This is a genomic window from Micromonospora arida, assembly GCF_042873195.1.
In the GTDB taxonomy this organism is placed as follows: Bacteria; Actinomycetota; Actinomycetes; order Mycobacteriales; family Micromonosporaceae; genus Micromonospora; species Micromonospora arida.
In genome coordinates this window covers 289,944-306,450 of sequence record NZ_JBIALC010000003.1, presented here as the reverse complement: position 1 = coordinate 306,450, position 16,507 = coordinate 289,944, and the positions used below count along the sequence as shown (strand labels likewise).

Annotated in this window: 15 protein-coding genes; 3 read left to right on the top strand and 12 right to left on the bottom strand. The window is 71.7% G+C overall.

Features of this window, described 5'->3' with window-relative positions:
- Positions 1 to 19 precede the first annotated feature (19 nt).
- From lipB to ACFYP0_RS12545, 3 genes are all read right to left on the bottom strand, one after another.
- Complete coding sequence (gene lipB, locus ACFYP0_RS12555; RefSeq protein WP_356977171.1) at positions 20 to 661, bottom strand: lipoyl(octanoyl) transferase LipB; 642 nt, start codon at positions 659 to 661, stop codon at positions 20 to 22.
- 97 nt (positions 662 to 758) lie between these two features.
- Complete coding sequence (locus ACFYP0_RS12550) at positions 759 to 2,084, bottom strand: hypothetical protein (RefSeq protein WP_356977169.1); 1,326 nt, start codon at positions 2,082 to 2,084, stop codon at positions 759 to 761.
- A 57-nt stretch (positions 2,085 to 2,141) separates the two neighbouring features.
- Positions 2,142 to 3,974 (bottom strand): DUF2079 domain-containing protein, encoded by a 1,833-nt coding sequence (locus ACFYP0_RS12545; protein WP_356977167.1) that lies wholly within the window; start codon positions 3,972 to 3,974, stop codon positions 2,142 to 2,144.
- Positions 3,975 to 4,193: 219 nt separating this feature from the next.
- On the opposite strand from ACFYP0_RS12545, the gene ACFYP0_RS12540 reads away from it, so the two are divergent.
- A complete protein-coding gene (locus tag ACFYP0_RS12540) occupies positions 4,194 to 5,435 on the top strand; it encodes an extracellular catalytic domain type 1 short-chain-length polyhydroxyalkanoate depolymerase (protein WP_357008272.1) in 1,242 nt (413 codons plus the stop codon).
- Between the two features lie 103 nt (positions 5,436 to 5,538).
- On the opposite strand, the gene ACFYP0_RS12535 is transcribed toward ACFYP0_RS12540, so the two are convergent.
- The 5 genes from ACFYP0_RS12535 to ACFYP0_RS12515 all read right to left on the bottom strand — a co-directional run bounded on the left by ACFYP0_RS12535 (position 5,539) and on the right by ACFYP0_RS12515 (position 9,588).
- Complete coding sequence (locus ACFYP0_RS12535; protein WP_357008270.1) at positions 5,539 to 6,453, bottom strand: LLM class flavin-dependent oxidoreductase; 915 nt, start codon at positions 6,451 to 6,453, stop codon at positions 5,539 to 5,541.
- Positions 6,454 to 6,646: 193 nt separating this feature from the next.
- A complete protein-coding gene (locus tag ACFYP0_RS12530) occupies positions 6,647 to 7,549 on the bottom strand; it encodes a TIGR01777 family oxidoreductase (protein WP_386995733.1) in 903 nt (300 codons plus the stop codon).
- Positions 7,550 to 7,692: 143 nt separating this feature from the next.
- A complete protein-coding gene (locus ACFYP0_RS12525; protein WP_124862200.1) occupies positions 7,693 to 7,932 on the bottom strand; it encodes a hypothetical protein in 240 nt (79 codons plus the stop codon).
- Between the two features lie 28 nt (positions 7,933 to 7,960).
- Positions 7,961 to 8,323 carry a DUF6086 family protein gene (locus ACFYP0_RS12520; protein WP_124862203.1) on the bottom strand — a complete coding sequence of 121 codons (363 nt, stop codon included), beginning with the start codon at positions 8,321 to 8,323 and terminating at the stop codon, positions 7,961 to 7,963.
- A gap of 266 nt (positions 8,324 to 8,589) precedes the next feature.
- Positions 8,590 to 9,588 carry an aldo/keto reductase gene (locus tag ACFYP0_RS12515; RefSeq protein WP_124862206.1) on the bottom strand — a complete coding sequence of 333 codons (999 nt, stop codon included), beginning with the start codon at positions 9,586 to 9,588 and terminating at the stop codon, positions 8,590 to 8,592.
- A gap of 56 nt (positions 9,589 to 9,644) precedes the next feature.
- Here ACFYP0_RS12515 and ACFYP0_RS12510 point away from each other — a divergent pair, with 56 nt between their 5' ends.
- Complete coding sequence (locus tag ACFYP0_RS12510) at positions 9,645 to 10,031, top strand: MerR family transcriptional regulator (protein WP_124862209.1); 387 nt, start codon at positions 9,645 to 9,647, stop codon at positions 10,029 to 10,031.
- Here ACFYP0_RS12510 and ACFYP0_RS12505 read toward each other — a convergent pair.
- Both ACFYP0_RS12505 and ACFYP0_RS12500 read right to left on the bottom strand, forming a co-directional pair.
- Positions 9,986 to 10,510 (bottom strand): hemerythrin domain-containing protein, encoded by a 525-nt coding sequence (locus ACFYP0_RS12505; protein ID WP_244219211.1) that lies wholly within the window; start codon positions 10,508 to 10,510, stop codon positions 9,986 to 9,988. The genes ACFYP0_RS12510 and ACFYP0_RS12505 overlap by 46 nt on opposite strands.
- A gap of 113 nt (positions 10,511 to 10,623) precedes the next feature.
- Entirely contained in the window at positions 10,624 to 11,961 is a 1,338-nt protein-coding gene (locus ACFYP0_RS12500; protein WP_124862212.1) for a low temperature requirement protein A, read from the bottom strand.
- 152 nt (positions 11,962 to 12,113) lie between these two features.
- Here ACFYP0_RS12500 and ACFYP0_RS12495 point away from each other — a divergent pair, with 152 nt between their 5' ends.
- Complete coding sequence (locus tag ACFYP0_RS12495; RefSeq protein ID WP_124862215.1) at positions 12,114 to 13,049, top strand: SDR family NAD(P)-dependent oxidoreductase; 936 nt, start codon at positions 12,114 to 12,116, stop codon at positions 13,047 to 13,049.
- Between the two features lie 63 nt (positions 13,050 to 13,112).
- Here ACFYP0_RS12495 and sucB read toward each other — a convergent pair whose 3' ends face one another.
- On the bottom strand, positions 13,113 to 14,957 hold the full coding sequence (sucB, locus tag ACFYP0_RS12490; RefSeq protein WP_124862218.1) for a 2-oxoglutarate dehydrogenase, E2 component, dihydrolipoamide succinyltransferase: 1,845 nt from the start codon (positions 14,955 to 14,957) through the stop codon (positions 13,113 to 13,115).
- A 67-nt stretch (positions 14,958 to 15,024) separates the two neighbouring features.
- Complete coding sequence (gene lpdA, locus ACFYP0_RS12485) at positions 15,025 to 16,416, bottom strand: dihydrolipoyl dehydrogenase (protein ID WP_091407464.1); 1,392 nt, start codon at positions 16,414 to 16,416, stop codon at positions 15,025 to 15,027.
- Positions 16,417 to 16,507 lie beyond the last annotated feature (91 nt).

Here is a 16,507-nt window from a genome sequence, read left to right as displayed (position 1 = left end):
CGACGTCGGGGGCCGCCGCTCAGACCTCGATGAGGGTGGAGAGCCGGCGCTCGACCACCGGCAGCACGTCGGCGACGCTGATCGGCCGACCAAGCTCGGCGGTGAGCGAGGTGACGCCGGCGTCCCGGATGCCGCACGGCACGATCCGGTCGAAGTACGTCAGGTCGCAGTCGCAGTTGATCGAGAAGCCGTGCAGGGTGACGCCCCGGGCCACCCGGATGCCGATGGCCGCCACCTTGCGGGCCGGCCCCCGGTCGTCCTCGGGCACCCAGACCCCGCTGCGCCCCTCGACCCGGCCGGCGGTCAGCCCGAACTCGGCGCACACGTCGATGAGCAGCTCTTCGGTCCGGCGCACGTACGCGACCACGTCCACCGGGTCGGGCAGGCGCAGGATCGGGTAACCGACGAGCTGCCCCGGCCCATGCCAGGTGATCTTGCCGCCACGGTCCACGTCGACGACCGGAGTGCCGTCCATGGGCCGGTCCCACGGTTCGGTGCGCTTGCCCGCGGTGTAGACGCTCGGGTGCTCCAGCAGCAGCACGGTGTCCCCGCGCTCGCCAGCCACCACCGACTCGTGCAGGCGCCGCTGCTCGTCCCAGGCGGCCTGGTATTCGAGCAGGCCGGCACGGACGGCCGTCAGGCCGGGGGTCGTCGTCGTCACGGCAACCAGCCTAGTCCCGTCAGAGGCGATCTTCCCTGGTGAGCCGCCTCACGAGGACGTCGTCGTGCCGGTCGCGGCACCGCTCGGCGGCTCGTTGTCACGCCGGAGCAGGGACCGTCGCACCGCGGTGGCGGCGGATCCGACGAACGAGGAGAGCGATCGCGAGCAGCGTCGGCACGCCCAGCGTCAGGTAGACCCAGAGCGGGGCGGCGAACGGTGACGGCCGGGGCTCCGGCCCACCGAACGCGGCCCGGGTCAGCAGGTCGCCCGGCACCATCAGGTCGGTCGACCCGACCGGCGTGGTCACCAGCACCTCGCGACCGCCGTCGGGCGACAGCGCGGCGAGGAGGGCCTGCCGGTCCGTGTCCTGCTCCGTCTCGCTGACATACCGCAGGATCGGGTCGTCTCCGCGCCAGCCGATGATTTCGCTGGCCGAGGTGCCGGCCGGCAGGACTTGGCCGACCGCCTGACCGGTGGCCGTGTCCAGGAACTCGATTCGCCAGGTGCGCGCCGCCGCCTGCTCGGCCGTGCACCTGGGCCCGGCGCAGCCGTCGAAGGCGAGCAGCGCGAGCCGCCGGCCGTCGGGGTGCCAGGCGGCGGGGCCGGCCAGTGTCCGGCGGTCGCCCAGGTCGACCTGCCAGCGAGGACCGCCGCCGGCCGGGTCGACGACCACCAGTCGCTGGCGCTCGGCGAGTTGGGCAGGCACGTCCGGCGAGCCGGTGACCGCCACCAGGTCGCCACCGGGTGACCAGGCCGCCCCGTTGTGGGCGGCGAAAGTGCCCACGTCGAGCGTCCGCTCGGTGCCCCGGAACGGGTCGACGACGAGCAGGTCGTCGGGCTTCTCCGGATCGTTGAGCTGCTGGTTGTCCGGTCCGTAACTGATCACCGGATCGTCGTTGCTGCGGGTGCCGAGCACGCGTCGCCCATCCGGTGACCACGCGAAAGGGTCCAGCCCGGGTTTCAGGGTGCGGCGCTGCCGGCCGGTGGTGAGGTCCAGCAACTCGCCGAACTGCGGCCGCAGGTAGTGGCGCCCGTCGGGGGAGAGCAGCCCGTGCCCCTCGCCGATGCGGATCGGGATGAGCCGGTAGGCGCCGTCCCGTGCGACCAGCACCCCGGTCGACTCGAAATAGCGGGTGCGGTCGGTGAAGAACACCAACGCGGCCGGACCGGCCGGGCGTTGCCCCACGGTGGCCTGCCACAGCCACGGATCGCGCACCTGGCTCGGCACCATCCCGACCGTGCTGTCGGTGACAGTGCTCCCGCCGGCCGTGCCGTCGGCGACAGTGCTGTTGGCGGCCGTGGCGGCTGGCGCGCTGAGCGCGACGCTGTTTGCGGCCGTGGCGGCGGGCGCGCTGAGCGCGACGAGCCCCAGCGCGAGCCCGACCACGGCGGCACGCCGCAATCGCCCACCGGTCAGTCTCATCAGCCCATTAGACGCGACGGCGGTCGGTCGTGATGCCCCGGCCGGCCGCGTCGCGGTCTACCGATCGGCCGGCGGGATGCGCCAGAGCCAGACGTCCTCGACCCGTTGCGGCTCACCGAACAGGGCGGTGCCGGTGCGCAGCAGCGCCGCCTCGTCGACCTCGAACTTCGCGCCGTGCACCTCGTCGGCGAGCACCACCGTCTCGATGCGCCAGTGCCGCAGGTCCGACTGGACCTCCCGGATCGTTCCGTCGGTGATGATGGGGGCCAGCCCGGTGCGGCCGGCCTGGTCCATCAACGCGCTCAGCGTGCGCGGCACCGGACCGATCCGGCCCCGCCCGTCCGGCCCGCCGGGGCCGAGGAAGAAGCCGCCCGGGATGGCGAACTCGCCCTGCCGGTGCGACAACGCGTACGCCTGCCAGCGCTGGCCGTCCGGGTAAATGTCCACCGTCAGCGGCACCGGGGTCAGCACCCCGTCCGGTGACACGTAGTCCCGCCAGGTGCCGGAGGTGATGAAGCGCGGGATCGGCTCCCGTTCGTCCGTCAGCAGCGGGGTGGGCAGCAGCGGCACCAGGGCCACCGCGAAACCCAGCAGCCAGGCCAGTTCCGTGGAGCGGTGCTGAGGTGGTGCGGCGCGCAACTGGTCGATGACGTACGCCAGCAGCAGCCCGACCACGGGCGCGACCACCAGTGCCAGCCGGGCCGGTAGCGCGGCGTTCACCACCGGCAGTTGTCCGACCAGGTCGAACGGCATGGGCAGATCGGTGCGTCGGCCGTCGACCTTGGCGACCGGCCCGAAGGAGAGCACCGTGAAGATCAGAGCGAGGGCGCCCAGCGCCCAGAGGGTGGCCCGGCGGTGCGGGTCGGCCCGCCGCCAGAGCACGACGAAACAGACCACGGTGAGCACCAGCAGCGGAATGCCGAAGAACGAGTTCTCCTCGGTCGGGTTCGGCGCCAGCGAGGTGCCCAACCCGGCCTCGCCGGCCAGTGAGCGGCGCGGGAAGGCGGCGAACGCCGCGATGTCCTCTGAGTGGATCACCGGGTCGAAGCCGGTGCCGTGGAACCGTTGTGGCCCGGCGAAGTGCAACCACAGGGGGTACGACAGCAGCACACCGGCGACCACGGCGGTCACCCCGAGCCCGCGCAGGAAATTGGGCAGCGCGGCGCGGGCCTCCACCCGGTTGGCCGGGTGCAGCGCCCAGACGGCGACGAACACCCCCAGCGCCAGCGCGGTGAAGAACAGCCCTTCGGCGGCGATCGAGAAGGCCACCGCGACCAGCACGCCGAGGATCAGCCCGTCACGGAGCCAGTGCCCGGCCCGGCGCAGCGCGAAGAGCCGCCAGATCAGCAGCGGCACCAGCCAACCGGCGGTCCAGTTCAGGTGCGCGTTGGCGTGCGACACCATGCCGGGGGAGTAGGCGATGAACAGGGCGCCGACCCCGGCGGCCAGCCGGCTGCGGACCAGGTGCCGGGAGAGCAGCCAGTACCAGACCAGCGCGGTGGCGAGCAGGTTCAGGGTGAGGACCACCAGGAACGTCGCCGGCGGCCCGATCAGGTACGTGAGCGGGGCGAAGACCACCGCGTACACCGTGATCGTCGTGTTGACCGCGAGGTTCACGCCGTCCGGGACGTTGATCAGGTAGGTGAAGAGCGGGTTGTCCCCGTGGGTGACCGCGTGCCCGCCGAAGGCCAGCAGCCATTCGAAGAGCGCCTGGTCGCTGGAGTTGACGGTGATGGTGCGGGTGTTCGGGTCCCGCCACAGCCCACTGGTCACCCAGACGGCGAGCGCGAGCGCCACCAGCACGACGATCAGGTCGGCCCGGCGGTCCCGGACGGTGCTCGGCGGTGACGCGGGTGCGGGCCCGGTGGCCAGCGACGGGGAGGACGGCACGCAGCGGACGTTACCAACCGGACCTGGACGGGCCGGTCAGACCTGCAAGGACGGGACCGTTGGGGACGGATTCGGCCCGCCACGTCGACGGTCTGGCGTACACAGCGTCCGTCGTGAATGTGTGCGTGTGCCCTATGTCATAGCGCCGACACATCGTCGTAACGTCTCGGCAACTCGACCGTGACCCAGTTCACAGTCTGCCCCTCCAGGGAGGCCGCCGTGCGCCGCTCCTCGTCCACCATCACCCGGCTGCTCGGTGCGGTCGCCGGGCTCGCCCTCGCCGTCGCGGGCGCGGTCGCCGTCGCCGCACCCGCCCAGGCCGCCACCCTCACCCAGGTCACCGGGTTCGGCTCCAACCCCGGAAACCTCGCCATGTACGCCTACCGGCCGGACGGCCTGCCGGCCAACTCCCCGGCCGTCGTCCTGCTGCACGGCTGCACCCAGAACGCCTCCGGCTACTTCGCCAACTCCGGCTGGCAGAAGTACGCCGACCAGTGGAAGTTCGCCCTGATCGTCGCCCAGCAGCCCTCCGGCAACAACGCCAACTCCTGCTTCAACTTCTTCGAGGCGGGGGACACCACCCGAGGCCAGGGTGAGGCGCTGTCCATCAAGCAGATGGTCGACCACGCCAAGACGAACTACGGGGTGAACGGCTCCCGGGTCTACGTCAGCGGGCTCTCCGCCGGCGGGGCGATGAGCGCGGTCATGCTGGCCACCTACCCGGACGTCTTCGCCGCCGGATCGATCATCGCGGGGATCCCGTACCGCTGCGCCACCAGCATGGTCAACGCGTTCAGTTGCATGAACCCGGGTGCGGACAAGACCCCGGCCGCCTGGGGCGACCTGGTCCGTGGCGCGTACTCCGGCTACACCGGCCCGCGCCCCCGGGTGGCCATCTGGCACGGCACCTCGGACACCACTGTCACCCCGCTCAACGGCACCGAGTCCCGGGACCAGTGGACCAACGTGCGGGGCGTGTCGCAGACCCCGACCAGCACCTCGTCGCTGCCCGGCAACACCAGCCTGGAGGTGTACGGCAACGACGACGTGCGCCTTTACCGGATCTCCGGGATGGGCCACGGCACCCCGGTCGACCCGGGCTCGGCGGCCGAGCAGTGCGGCACCGCGGGCGCGTACTTCCTGGACACCATCTGCTCGACGTACCGTGACGCGCTCTTCTTCGGCCTGAACGGCGGCGGGACCAACCCGACCCCGACGCCGACCGCCACCCCCACGCCGACCCCGACCGCCACCCCCACGCCGACCCCGACGGCCACCCCGACCACGCCGCCGACCTGCGTGACGGCCAGCAACTACGCACATGTGGCGGCCGGTCGGGCGTACCAGTCCGGCGGCTACGCCTACGCCAACGGCTCCAACCAGCGCATGGGCCTCTACAACACCTTCTACACCAGTGCCCTCAAGCAGACCGGCCCCAACCACTGGGTGATCGGCTGCTGACCCCACCCCCCTGCCCGAGTTGATCAAGAGGTTTGCGTCATCCGGAAGCCGGAATCTGACGCAAACCTCTTGGTCAACAGGGCTGTCGCCGGGGGTGGGGGGCTCAGGTCAGGCGGGTCAGGACCGGCGCTAGCGGGTTTAGCGCGTCGCTGCGGACCACGAATCGGGTCACCCCCCAGCGCCGTTCGTGCTCGGCGACCGCCGTGATGATCTCGTTCACCGTGCCGATCAGCACGAACGGGGTGGCCAGCAGTTCGGCGACGGTCATGCCGATGCGCCGGGCCTGTTCCGCGGCGGCGGCCTCCGCATCGTCGGTGACCACCACCGTCTGCACCAGCGCCTCCAGCGCCGGCGGGTCCGCCCGGCCGGCTGCGCCGGCGGCCACGCAGGCCAGCTGCGCCTCGATCTGGTCGGCCCGCCAGCGCGCCTCATGCTGGTGACCGTCGGCGAGGGTACGTCCGAAGCCGATCAGCCCGACCACGTCGGCGTGCGCGCCGGCCCAGCGCAGCAGCGTCGAGTTCGCCGTACCCATCGTCAGCGGGATCCGGTCCTGCACCGGCCGGGGTTCGCGCAGCACCGCGTCGCGCATCGTCAGCTCGGCCGAGTCGACGGTGACCGAGGCACCGTCGAGCAGGGCGCGGACCGCCTCGGCGACGGCCACGCAACGGCGGACCCGGCCGGCCACGTCGGGGCGTTCCCGGCCCACCGCGCGCCACTCCGCCGGGGTGTGACCGGCGCCGACACCGAGCCGGGCCCGTCCGCCGGAGATCAGATCGAGGGTGGCCACGTCGGCCGCGAGCAGCATCGGTTCCCGTACGCCGAGGTTCGACACGTACGAGCCGAGCCCGATCGTCGAGGTGACCGGGGCGGCGGCGGCCAGCGCCACGAACGGTGACGTCACGTCGCCGGGGTGGTCCGCGGCGAGCAGAGCGTCGAAGCCGGCGGTCTCGGCCCGACGGGCCAGCTCGGCCCAGCTCGCCGCGTCGGTCGGGGTGGCCTGGAGGGAGAAGGTCGCCATCGGCCCAGCATCGACCCGCGCCGGCCCACCGGCCACCCGCTGACCGCCGATTCTGCCGAGGGCCGAACCACGGCTAGGCAGCCCGAGGCCTGCGCCCTCATCCTTGTTGATCAAGAAGTTTCCGTCAGATCCCGGCTTCCGGACGACGCAAACCTCTTGATCAACAAGGATGGGAGCTGGCTGCGGGGTGGGGTTAGGGGGTTGTCAGGGCTGCTTGGAGGGCTTGGGGGAGGGTTGGGTGGTGGTAGGGGTAGGCGGCTCTCGTCAGGACTCCGGGGAGGACCCGGGTGCTGGTGAGGGCCTCGTGGGAGAAACCACCGAGGACCACCTTGAGCGCCAGCGCGGGGATCGGGATGACCGCCGGCCGGTGCAGTTGCCGGGCCAGCTCGCGGGTGAACTCGGCGTTGGTGACCGGGTTCGGCCCCACCACGTTGACCGGGCCGGCGAGGTCGTCGCGGTCGAGCAGGAAGCGGGTCGCGTCCAGCCAGTCGGCCATCGAGATCCACGGCAGCCACTGCCGGCCGCTACCCAGTCGGCCGGCGATGCCCAGCTTGAACGGCAGCAACTGCGGCTTGAGCAACCCGCCGTCGCGGTGCAGCGGCAGACCGGTACGCAGCCGGACCACGCGTACCCCGGCGTCCTCGGCCGGCCGGGTCGCGGCCTCCCACACCCGGCAGACGTCGGCCAGGAAGCCCTCGCCGGCCGGCGCGTCCTCCTCGACCGCCCGGTCGCCCGTGTTGCCGTACCACCCCACCGCCGATGAGTTGAGCAGCACCCGGGGTCGGTCCGCGGCGGGGAGGCCGGCGATGGTGGTCGCCAGCGTGGTGGTGCTGTCCACCCGGCTGGTCCGGATCAGCCGCCGGTAGTCGTCGTTCCAGCGCTTGTCGCCGACGCCCGCGCCGGCCAGGTTGATCACAGCGTCGGCCTCGGCGACCACGGCCGGGTCGAGCTGCCCGGCGGCCGGGTCCCACCGCCGCTCCTGCGGCCCGCCCGGCGCCCGACGGACCAACCGGGTGACCTCGTGCCCGTCGCGGACGAGCACGTCGGCCAGTCGGGTGCCAAGGAAGCCGGACGCACCGGCCAGAAGGATCCGCATGCTCATATCTTCCGGTACGGACGGCAGGTTGGATGCGTCGAGCCGCGCGCCGGAGCGTCGCGCCGGCCGCCCACCCCGTCCCGCGACCGTGCGGTCGATGTCTCCACCTCGCTCGGAGCGTCGTCGCATCCACCGGTGACGCGTCAGTCGGCGGGCGGCGCCGGGCACTCCTCGATCAGGGCCCAGGCGTTGAAGAACTTCGGCTGTGGACCGAACAGTGCCCCGAGATGGTGCTTCGGGGGGCCGGTGCGGTCGTCGCCGGGTAGCCAGACCGCGTCGCACTCGGGGCACAGCAGGAACAGCCGCCCACCTCCCCGCACCCGGTACCAGGTCTGCCAGTCCTGCCCGCACGACGTACAGGCGAATTTCTCGGAGTCGTTCACACGCACCCTTCCTCGGATCGTGCCGTCGTCAGGCAGGCATGGTGGGCTCGAGCGCGGCGGCTTCGGCGAGCAAGGCGTCCAGCGCCGCGCTGCCGGGCGGCGGAGGAGGCCCGCCGGCACGCTGCAGCAACACCAGGGAGACCAGCAGGACCCCACGCAGCAGCTGCGCGAGGGTGGGGTGCCGGCCCTCGTTGTAGAACCGGATAAGGCGGTCCACGAAGGTCGCGAACGTCGCCGGATCGAGATCGCAGCTGCCGTTGCGCAGCGGCGTCAGACCCGACGGCGCCCCCACGACCTCTGCCACCGACCGGGCTTGGCCGAGATAGACCTGGCCGACCCGGAGGGCGGGATCCCACACGCGCGTCTGGGCGGTCTGGAAGGGATAGCTCATGAGGCAGCTCGATCTTCAACTGGATGCGGCGGCGTCAACGCGTGGTCGCGAGCGACCGCCCCCGGGCCGGCCGGCGTCGTCGGGCATGACGGCTACCGAACGCAGAGCAGGGCGCTGACCGCAATGTGGACGGAGCCAGGCTACAAGCGCCGGACCGTCGGCGCTGTCCCACCGCGTGCCCGGCGTCACCCCGATGGTTCGGTAGTCGGAATGCACCGCCGACCCGGCGTCCGGCGTCGACGCCCTCGGCCGGGTCGGCGGCGGCGCTAGGCCGCCGGGGCCGGACGCAGATCGGCCAGCAGACGCTCCACCTCGGCGTACGCCTCGGCGTCGAGCGGCCCGAGCGCCAGGGTGGCCAGGTTCTCTTCGGCCTGGGCCACAGTGCGCAAACCAGGAATCGGCACGGTACGAGGGCTGCGCGCCAGCAGCCAGCCGAGCGCGCCCTGGGCCAGGGTGCGACCGTCGGCGGTGAGCGCCGCGCGGACCTGCTCCACGCGGGTCGCCCAGCGTGGCGTCGGCCGGCCGTCGGTGAACCACTCCAGCCACTCCGGTGCCCGTCCGCGCACGTCGTCCGCCCCGACCGCCCGGGTCGACCCGGTGAGCAACCCCATCGCCAGCGGCCCACGGTTGAGGCTGGCCAGGTCGTGCTTGTCGCAGACCGCCAGCACCGCCGCGTTGTCGCGCAGCACCGACTCGTCGTGCTGAATCGCCGCGCAGTGCGGGCCGGCGGCCGCGAACGCCTCGGCCGAGGCCGGGTCGTCGGTGCTCCAGCCGTACGCCCGGATCTTGCCCTGGTCGACCAGGGCCTCCAGGGTGTCGACCAGATCGAGCGCGGCGGGCACCGGCAGTGCGTTGAGGTGCAGTTGGTAGAGGTCGACGTGGTCGGTGCCGAGCCGGCGGAGCGAGTCTTCCAGGCTGCGCACCGCGAAGGCCGGGCTGGCGTCGGTGCCGAGCGCCCGCCGGGTGCTCTCCTCGCTGACGTTGCCGAACTTGGTGGCGATCACCACGCTGTCCCGTCGCCCGGCCAGGGCTTGACCGAGGATCCGCTCGCTGTGCCCGGCGCCGTAGTTGCTGGCGGTGTCGAACAGGGTCACGCCGAGATCGAGCGCCCGGTGGATGGTCCGGATCGACTCGTTGTCGTCCACCTCGCCCCAGCCGAACGGCTGCCCGTCGTCGCCCCAGAGTGGGCCGCCGATGGCCCAGCACCCCATTCCGATCGCGCTCACCGTGATGCCGCTGCGTCCCAGCGTCCGTGTCGTCGTCATGGTCACCAGCCTCCAACCTGGAGCGCGCTCCAGGTCAAGCACTAGCATCTCGCGACATGAGCGGTTACGCCCCCTCGGAGGCCGCCCGCCGCAGCGGCTTCAGCCTCGACACTCTGCGGTACTACGAGAAGATCGGCCTCCTCGCGGACGTGGAGCGGACGGCAGGCGGGCAGCGGGTCTTCACCGACGACGACCTCGGCTGGCTGGTGCTGTTCCGCTGCCTGCGCGACACCGGGATGCCGATCGCACAGATGCGCCGCTACGCGCAACTGGCCCGCGACGGCGAGCACACCACCGACGAGCGGCACGAGCTGCTGTGCCACCACGCGGCGCGGGTCGAGGAGCAGATGCGCCTGCTCCAGCGCCAGTACGACCACCTGCGGGAGAAGATCCGCTTCTACGAGGGGCTGCCCGGCACCGCACCGGGATCGGAGGCCGGCTGAAGGGAACCAGGCGCGGTCAGGCCGAGCAGTTCCTCGGTCGTTCCGGTTCGACCGGTGAGCGTGTTCAGGGCGGTGACCAGCCGCTTTTCCTCGTAGCGGAAGTGCGATTCCAGCAGGGCGGCCAACCCGCCCAGCTCGGCGCGCACCTGGTCGACCGGCACCGCCGCGTCGCCGCCCAGCAGTGCCTCGACCCGCTCCAGGATCCCCGCCACCACCTCGTGATCGGTGATCAGGTTGTCGATGACCGGGCGCAGCTCGGGGGCCTCCTCGGCCAGCAGCCGGAACGCGCCCGCGTCCTCACCGGTGTGGTGTCGGCCGAGCGCGGCGCAGAAGGTCAGGCAGTGCGCCCGCAGGTCCCGGGACGGGGTGTCGAGGCTTGCCTGCAGCCGGGCCAGTTCCGCGCTGAGCCAGAGGTGGATCTCGATCATTTGATTGCCGACGGCGGCGAGCCGGCCGGCCGGTGAACTATTTGGGTGCACGTTCGTCCCATGCTGTCCCCGCGCCTCCATGCCCACGGCGGCCTTCGGGCCGGGTGCACTGCGACGCTGCGCCGAAGTCTATGGCCGGCTGGCCACGCCCCCAAACCCGGGAATCACGGCGTGGTCGGTTCGTCGGTCTCCCGGACGTCGTGCCAGCGCGCCCGCCAGGCGGCCTCGTGGGCCTCGTGGCTGGTCCGCTCCTGGAAGACGGCGGCTCGCAGGGCGTGCCGGGATTGCGCCATCACCATCACCTCCACGGCCACCAGCGCCACGCAGATCACGGTCGCGAGGGTGAGCGCGCCCAGCGCCGGCAGGTGCTGGCCGACCGGGAGGGCCGCCGTGAGCGCCACGATGACGCCGACGCGGGTCCACGTGACGGTGTGCAGGGTGCGCAACTGGAAGAGCAGGTTGACGGCGAAATAGCAGATCAACCCGCCGAACAGCATTGGCACCGCCGGGCCCTCGACCTTCTCGGCGATCCCGCCGGCCGGGTCGGTGATCTTGTGCAGGACCTCCTCGTTGCCGATCGAGAAGAGGATCACCCCGGCGATCATCGGCAGGTAGAGATACGCGTACGCGTCGCGGGCCATCGCCACCCGGGGAGCGCCCTCCGCCGCGTGCAGGGCGATCCGGGCGGCCGGCCCGATGAAGTCGAAGTGCGCCCACCAGAGGGCGGCGGTGACCACGATGCCGAGCGCGGCGGCGGCCACCGCCGGCCAGGTGACCGACTTGCCGAGCAGGTTGCCGCCGACGCCCGTCGAGATGATCGACTCACCCAGCGCGATGATCAGGATGAGGTCGTAGCGCTCGGTCCAGTGCTCGGCGCTGGTCACCCCCCAGCCCCAGGTCCCGACGATGAAGCCGGTGGCGTACTGCACCACCACCACGGCGATCCACAGGCCGTCGCGGACCATGGCGGCTCGGTCGGGGTCGGCGATCTGCGGCGGGATGAGCGCGGCGGCCAGCAGCAGCAAGATGCTCACCGCCAGCTCCGGCGCGAACCGCCGCAGTTGCCGCCGCTCCTGCGGGCTGTCCCGCACCACGTGTTGATAGAGGATCCAGTGGATGCCGCGGACCACGACGTAACTGATCGCCACCAGCATCGGGCCGGCAGCGCTCCCCTTCGGGTCGGTGAACGCCTGTGGCAGAGCCAGCGCGAACGCGAACAGGGCGACCATCGCGATCACCATGAGCACCGGGACGTAGCCCTCGCCGAGCCGGACCCGGGTGGCGACCAGGCTGTGTACCACCCAGATCCACCAGAGCACGGCGAGCACCAGACCGGCGTGCAGCAGTTGCCGGCTGGAGATGTTCGCGGCGGTGGCCCGGGTGATGATGAAGAACGAGAAGACGAAGACCAGGTCGAAGAAGACCTCGAACTTGTCCACCCGGGCGCCCGGGGCGATCGGGACGGCCGGTCCCAGCTGTCCACCCCGCCGGTAGCCGCCCACGATCCCACTCTGGCAGCGTCCGGGCTGGTCGGAGGCCGAACGGCGATGGCGACGGGGTCCGGCGTTACCTCCGGCCCGGGTCGGGGAAGCACCGGAGCCACGGCCTCTCGCAGCGGGCCGGTCGGTCCGCCCACCCCGGACAAGGATGGACAATGACGACCAACAACCCGATCACCACTTCGTTCGCCCATCAGTCCACAGCCATGGACGTGATCCGGGGCGTGGACCTCGTCGGGCGGCGGGCGATCGTCACCGGCGGGTCCTCCGGGATCGGCGTGGAGACCGCCCGCGCCCTGGCCAGCGCCGGCGCGGAGGTCACCCTGGCCGTCCGCAACCCCGACGCGGGTCAGCAGGCCGCCAACGACATCACCGGCACCACCGGCAACGACCGCGTCCTGGTCGCCCCGCTCGACCTCGCCGACCAGGGTTCGATCGCCGACTTCGTGGCCAACTGGGACGGCCCGCTGCACATCCTGGTCAACAACGCCGGCATCATGGCCGCACCCCTGTCCCGCACCCCGCAGGGCTGGGAGATGCAGTTCGCCACCAACCACCTGGGGCACTTCGCGCTCGCCACCGGACTGCGCCCGGCACTCGCCGCCGGCGACGGGGCCAGGATCGTCTCCGTCAGCTCCGCCGCCCACCTGCGCTCACCGGTGGTCTTCGAGGACATCCAGTACGACAAGCGGGAGTACGAGCCGTGGCAGGCGTACGGGCAGTCCAAGACGGCGAACGTGCTGTTCGCCGTGGAAGCGACCCGGCGCTGGTCAGACGACGGTATCTACACCAACTCGCTGATGCCCGGCGCGATCCAGACCAACCTGCAGCGCTACGTCAGCAAGGAGGAACTGGACCGGATGCGGTCGGGCAACGCGGCGGCCTGGAAGACCGTCGAGCAGGGTGCCGCCACCTCCGTGCTGGTCGCCGCGTCACCGCTGCTCGACGAGGTGGGTGGGCGCTACTTCGAGGACTGTCAGCAGGCCGCCCCCGCCCAGCCGGGCGGGCGGACCGGAGTGGCCGACTACGCGTTGGACCCGGAGGCCGCCGAGCGGCTCTGGCAGGTCTCGACCGCGCTGCTCAAGGGCTGAGGACCGCAGCCGAAAGGGCGCCCCGGTCGACGACCGGGGCGCCCTTTCGGCGTTGCGGGTGGATCAGGCCAGGCCCAGCTCCGACTCGAAGTTGCCGGCCTCCAGCCGCTCCTTGACCGTGGTCAGGAAGCGAGCCGCGTCGGCGCCGTCGATCAGCCGGTGGTCGTAGGACATGGCCAGGTAGACCATCGACCGGATCGCGACGACCTCGCCCAACTCCGGGTCGTTGACCACGACCGGCCGCTTCACCACGGCACCCGTGCCGAGCATCGCCGACTGGGGCGACGGCACGATCGGGGTGTCGAAGAGCGCGCCCCGGCTGCCCGTGTTGGTCAGCGTGAAGGTTGCCCCGGCCAGCTCGTCCGGGCTGATCTTGTTGGTCCGGGTCCGCTCGGCCAGGTCGGCGACCCGCTTGGCGATGCCGCCCAGGTTGAGGTCGCCGGCGTTGTGGATGACCGGCGTCAGCAGCCCCCGCTCGGTGTCCACCGCGATGCCCAGGTGCTCGGCCGCCGGGTAGGTGATCGTGCCACCCTCCAGGTCCATGCTGGCCTGGACGATCGGGTGCGTCTGCAGCGCCTCGATGGCGGCGAGGGCGAAGAACGGCAGGAAGGACAGCTTCACGCCGTGCCGCTGCACGAAGGAGTCCTTCGCCTGCGCCCGCAGCTTGGCGATCCGGGTGACGTCCACCTCGACCACGGTGGTGAGCTGCGCCATCTCGTGCAGCGACTCGTGCAACCGCTTGGCGATGGCCTTGCGGATCCGGGGGAGCTTCTCGGTGGTGCCCCGCTTGCCGCTCGGCTGCGCCTTCGCGGCCGGCTTGGCCGCAGCCGCCGAGGGCGCGGCGGCGGCCGCTGGTGCGGCGGCCGGAGCGGCCTTGGCGGCCTTTGCCTTCTCGGCGGCCTCCAGCACGTCCTGCTTGCGGATCCGACCACCCACGCCGGTGCCGTTGAGCGCGGCCAGGTCGACGCCGTGCTCACCGGCCAACTTGCGTACCAGCGGGGTCACGTAGCCGGCGGCCTCCTCGCCAGCACCCGGTGCCGGGGCGGACGGGCGAGGCGGCGTCGAGGTCGACGCGGCCGGCTGCGCGGCCTGCTCGGTCTTCGCCGGCTGCGCCGAGCTCTCGGTCTCCGCGGCGGGCTCGCTGTACGAGGCGCCCTGCGTCGGCTCCTCGACCTTCGGCTCCGGCTTCGGCTCGGCCTTCGGCTCCGGCTTGGCCTCCGCCTTCGGCTCGGGCTTCGGCTCGGGCTGCGCCGGGGCGGGGGCCGCACCGGCAACGCCGATGATCGCCAGGTCTGCGCCGACCGCGGCGGTCTCGTCCTCGGCGACCTTGATCTCCAGCACGGTGCCGGCGACCGGCGACGGGATCTCGGTGTCCACCTTGTCGGTGGAGACCTCCAGCAGCGGCTCGTCGACCTCGATGGTCTCGCCGACCTGCTTGAGCCAGCGGGTGACCGTGCCCTCGGTGACGCTCTCACCCAGGGCCGGCATCTTCACCGCGGTGCCCTCGCCCGACGAGGCGGCGGCCGGAGCCGGTGCCTCGGCCGGAGCCTCGTCCTGGGCCACCTCGTCGGCGGTGCCCTCGGCGGCGGCCGTCGGCTCGGCGGCCGGCTCGACCTCCTCGGTCGGGGCCTGCTCCTGCGGGGCGGCCTCGCCACCGCCGGTCGACTCGCCCTCACCGGAGATGACAGCCAGCTCGCTGCCCACCTCGGCGGTCTCGTCCTCACCGACCACGATCCGGCTCAGCACGCCCGCCGCGGGCGACGGGATCTCGGTGTCGACCTTGTCGGTCGAGACCTCGAGCAGGGGCTCGTCGACCTCGACCGTGTCGCCCTCCTGCTTGAGCCAGCGCGTGACGGTGCCCTCGGTGACGCTCTCGCCGAGCCGGGGCATGGTGACCGATACCGGCATTTTCTGAGACTCCTTCATTCCCCTGGTGGGATCTTCGCCCGTCGCCGGACGCCGCGGTTGTGGGTGATCAGGCGTGCGCGTGCAGCGGCTTGCCGGCGAGGGCCAGGTGCGCCTCGCCCAGGGCCTCGTTCTGGGTCGGGTGGGCGTGCACGAGCTGGGCGACCTCCGCCGGGTAGGCCTCCCAGTTGTAGATGAGCTGCGCCTCACCGATCAGCTCACCCACCCGGGCGCCGATCATGTGCACGCCGACCACTGGGCCGTCCTCGACCCGGACCAGCTTCACGAAGCCGGTGGTCTTGAGGATCTGGCTCTTGCCGTTGCCACCCAGGTTGTAGTTGTACGTCTTGACCTTGTCGGCGCCGTACTGCTCCTTGGCCTTGGCCTCGGTGAGACCCACCGACGCCAGCTCCGGGTCGCAGTAGGTGACGCGCGGGATGCCGACCTCGTCGATCACGGCGGGGGTCTGCCCGGCGATCTCCTCGGCCACGAAGATGCCCTGCTGGAAGCCCCGGTGCGCGAGCTGGAGGCCCGGGACGATGTCGCCGACGGCGTAGACGTTCGGCACGCTGGTGCGCAGCCGCTCGTCGGTCAGCACGTAGCCGCGGTCCATCTTGACGCCCTGCTCCTCGTACCCGAGGTTGGCGGTGTTCGGGCCGCGGCCGACGGCGACCAGCAGCAGCTCCGCCTCGACGGTCTCGCCGCCCTGGATGGTCAGCTTGACGCCGCCCTCGGTCTTCTCGACCTTCTCGAACGGCTTGCCGACCTTGAAGTTGATCTTCCGCTTGCGGAACGCCCGCTCCAGCGCCTTGGACGACTCCTCGTCCTCGGCGGCGACCAGCCGGGGCAGCGCCTCGACGATCGTCACGTCCACACCGAAGGACTTCCACACACTGGCGAACTCGACGCCGATCACACCGCCACCGAGCACGATCACCGACGACGGCACCCGGTCCATCGTGAGGGCGTGGTCGCTGGTGATGATCCGCTCGCCGTCGACCTCCAGGCCGGGCAGGCTCTTCGCGTACGAACCGGAGGCCAGGACGATGTTGCGGCCGGTGTAGCGCTTGCCGTCCACCTCGACCACGTTCTTGCCGACCAGCTTGCCGGCGCCCTCGACGATCGTGATGCCCTTGTTGCCCTTCAACATGCCCTGCAGGCCCTTGTACAGGCGGGCGATCACGCCGTCCTTGTACGAGTTGACCCCGGCCATGTCGATGCCGATCAGCTCGGCCTTCACGCCGAACTGCTCAGACTCGCGGGCCTGGTCGGCGATCTCGGCGGCGTGCAGCAGGGCCTTCGTCGGGATGCAGCCGTTGTGCAGGCAGGTGCCCCCGAGCTTGCCCTTCTCGACCAGCGCGACCTTCAGGCCCAGCTGGACGGCGCGCAGCGCGGTCGCGTAGCCGCCGCTGCCACCTCCGAGAATGACAATGTCGAAGGTCGCTTCGTTCGGCTCGCTCACGTCCAACTCCCAGGTCGCGTCGCTGCATCGGGGGTCACGGGGATGTAACACGGACACACCCCACCTCGGTCATCTTGTCACCACTGGGCAC